Origin of the sequence: Flavobacterium sp., assembly GCF_044368625.1 — a bacterium.
Lineage (GTDB): Bacteria > Bacteroidota > Bacteroidia > Flavobacteriales > Flavobacteriaceae > Flavobacterium.
In genome coordinates this window covers 1-3,452 of the sequence record NZ_JBIPPD010000373.1, presented here as the reverse complement: position 1 = coordinate 3,452, position 3,452 = coordinate 1, and the positions used below count along the sequence as shown (strand labels likewise).

The 3,452-nt window shown below is 35.6% G+C and carries 3 protein-coding genes; all 3 read right to left on the bottom strand.

Annotated features, from left to right (window positions below):
- Positions 1 to 1,184 (bottom strand): S49 family peptidase (locus ACIQ2X_RS17055; protein ID WP_396180226.1); only part of this gene is annotated, 1,184 nt, incomplete at its 3' end.
- A gap of 66 nt (positions 1,185 to 1,250) precedes the next feature.
- Positions 1,251 to 2,975, bottom strand: a complete 1,725-nt coding sequence (locus ACIQ2X_RS17050) for a phage portal protein (protein WP_396180225.1) — start codon at positions 2,973 to 2,975, stop codon at positions 1,251 to 1,253.
- Positions 2,975 to 3,214 (bottom strand): hypothetical protein, encoded by a 240-nt coding sequence (locus ACIQ2X_RS17045; protein ID WP_396180224.1) that lies wholly within the window; start codon positions 3,212 to 3,214, stop codon positions 2,975 to 2,977. The genes ACIQ2X_RS17050 and ACIQ2X_RS17045 overlap by 1 nt, the downstream gene beginning before the upstream one ends.
- Positions 3,215 to 3,452: the final 238 nt, after the last annotated feature.

Genomic DNA, 3,452 nt, shown 5'->3' with positions numbered 1-3,452 from the left:
AGGGCTACTAATAGCTGAGGTTCGACCGACTTGAATTCCTTTCCTTCAACTATCGCTTGTTTGCAAATTGCAACTAGCTTTTCGTTTTGCGGATCGGCTTCCATGTAGTTATTGAACATAGCTACTCTATTTTTTTCTTGCTCTTCCCCGATTTTTGAGGCTTGAGCAAAAACTTCTGGGTATTCACTTTTTAATGTGTTTATATCCATTTTTTTGTTCTCCTTAATTTTTCCCTTATTCGGGGATGATTGCTTTTGTGTTGTTATGATATTATGCGGTTTAAGTTGTAAAGTATTGCTTGACAGCTGAGCTCTAGGCAATGTTTGAAACTTATCATTTCCATAAATTTTTTGGCTTGCTAAAGGTTCTTGGCTTGGATCGATCGTTGGATCTACGTAAGGCGCATTTGTCATTTTAAGTTTTGGAGTGTCGATTTCGTCAATCATGCCAGACTCTAGCGCACGTTTTGCGAGAAAAACTCCGCCTTGCCCATAATCGGATTTTATTTTATCGACTGAAATATTTCTTCCTTCCGAAACCCTTTGTAAAAATAGAGATTGGATTTCGTCTAACTGTTCAACTATGAATTTTTTTCCAATTTCAGAAGTTGGATCTGGGTTCTTTTTTGGAGCGTCTGAACTTCTAAAACTATATTGTTCTGGACTTTGCCAATATTGAACCATAGTTCCAATGGAACCGATTTGGGAAGCTTCCGAAGTTGCTACAATTTTATCAAATTGGGAACCTAGATAATATCCAGCACTTGCCATTTGTTGGCCAACGTAAGCAGTTTTAGGTTTAGAAAATAATTGGAATGAGACTGCTACTTCATCAACTCCGCTGGAATATCCACCTGGGGTGTTAAAAAAAACTTCTAAAGATTTGATCGAAGGATCGTTTTCTATTTCTTGTAAGGATTCTATAATTTCAGGATAAGTCATGCTAGGTGCATAGCCAAAAAGCATATCCAAGAATGATCTTTTTGAATTTAATACACCTGAGATTTCAAATTTAGCATTGCCTTTATCGTCGATTTTATATTTTTTTTCGGGCTTGTCAGGCTGTCCGAATCCTTGCATTTTTTGCATCGATTGAGCGGCAAACATATCTAAGTTAATATTTTTAGCACTTTCTAAATCAGATTTATATTTTGCAAAAAATATTGGTTCGATTAAAAAAATCATTCTGAATTGACCGTAAATTTGTGTAGCGTAAAACTCGACAAGTTTTTTTTAATCTTAAATATCATTTTATGTATTTTCAAATTCGTTTTCTAGATTATCGCTATCTTCGTTAGGTGAATCAGATTTTTCGCTATCGTCTTCTTTTTCTGGATTTTCAGGCATAGTTAAATTTCCTTTTTGGGAAACTTCAACCAAGTATTTGTTGGCTTCATACAATTTTGGATTCTCATCGGATAGACGGTTTACATTTTCGTAAAATTCCGATCCGTTTATTTGCTCGGTTTCCCTTGCTCGGTGTGAAAACCCTTCTTTGACTTTCATGGAAGCCGCTTGAACTGTCCGAACGGGGTCCATGTCGATTTTTGGCATTCCAATCCAATCGCATTTTACCCAAGCGGCCCTTTGGAATGAAGTCGAATAATTTTTGATTTGAATAATTCCAGATTTTACACTTTCCCAAAACCACATTTGAAAAACTGGATTATTAAAATCGTTATTTATTTGTTCGCGTTCAATTTCGATTTTGTTCCAAGTTAATAATAGTTCCCCACGGTGAGCGGAATAATTAGAACCAAATTTTGCAAAAACGACTGATTGGCTCATGCCCTCCGATGCACATAATGATTTCAGAATTGCGTCATAGAATTTCTCAAAATTTACGTTTGGCCTATTTGCTTGGAATGAATGGATTTTTTCACCAGCTTTTAGGTTTTGAACTATAATCCCAGCTTTGTCAAAATCAGCGGACGGTGTTGTAATTGCGCCTGGCACATCGGTCTGTGCTTCATCAGATCTTTTTTTTACGCTTGCGGAAAACACTTTGCTTGCATTATTTGTTTCTGATGGTTCAATCCAAACTGCCATTACTGCATTTACAAGAGCTGCTTGCAATTCAGCTAATTTGAATCCTGTTAATTTAGAAAGTTCGTGCAAATGGCTTGCTATTGTAGAGATACCACGAACCTGACCAACTTCTTCAATATTTGCGGAATGAATCATAAAGATCCTACCAGAAATAGGGTCTTTTTTTGGAATTCTTACATAATTCATGGCATCATAGACATAATATGCTACAGCTTTCCCGTATTTGTCTAATTCGATTCCATCGACGCAAATATTTTCTCGTTCTTGGATTAGTCTAATGTCCTCAGCTTTCGAGGGGTTCATGATTTGCTCAGGTCTTACAATTTGAATTCCCACGGGTGACATTTTTTTTGGATCGTCGTAATATCGCAAAATACAAAAATATTCACCGTCGATTCTATACATTAATCTTAGAAAATATTGTAATTGATATAGGTTTTTTCGTTCGGTTACATCGAATTCGCAAGATTCAGCACTTAAAACCCATTTTTGGTGGACTTCATTTAAAAGTTTTTTTGCTGATTTTTTGGAATCTTGAGACTCCATATCATAGCCAAGCATGGAAAAAACAGGTGTCCAATCTAGTTTTATGCCAGACGAAACGGTTAATTCTACGGATCTTCCAACAATTGCACGGGTTTCCGTAGATTCTACCCATGATTTTCTTGCTTGTTTCCTTAATTCTCGGTAATCCTTGTAGACGACTTGGTAGCGAGATAGGTTTTCGTTTAATGCTCCTCTGGATTTTGATCCTCCCCACCCGATAGAATTTCCAAAACTTGAACCCATCCAGTTGAATATATTTACTGGAGTTTCTGGAGTTATTATTTGAGGTTTGAAGGTTTCTCGAAGTTTATAGTTGATTTTTTGGAAAAAATTTAACTTATCGTATGGGGTTATAATTTTAATCGGGTTTGGGTTTCCCATTATATACCCCCAATTTCACGAACAAAGTCACCTGAAACTAATCCGTTTCCGTCCAAGTCGCCAAGTTCTGATTCTAGAAAATTTAGATGGTCACGTAGCTCTTTAAGTGTCCGATTTGTGACACCTTGGGAACCCATTCCTGTCGAGAAATTGAATTGAGAGATTCCCTTGCGGTTTTTAATTTCTAATTTTGTTTCTGCAATTTCTGTGAGAAGTTCCTCACGGGTATATAATGACATAAATTTACCTTAGAAGAAATAAGCGCACAAAAAAACAAGTTTTTTTTAATAGTGAGTTTTTTATTTATTTTTTTATTTTTTTATGTTGACATTATTTGAGGCTGAAACCATAGTAAATATAGGAGATTTAAAAAACGATGAAAACGGCTACAAAATTTTATCACTTTCAAATTCAATTTAAGACAAGTATCGGAAATTCAAAAATGATTCAATTATATTGTCATCATTACTCCGCTTC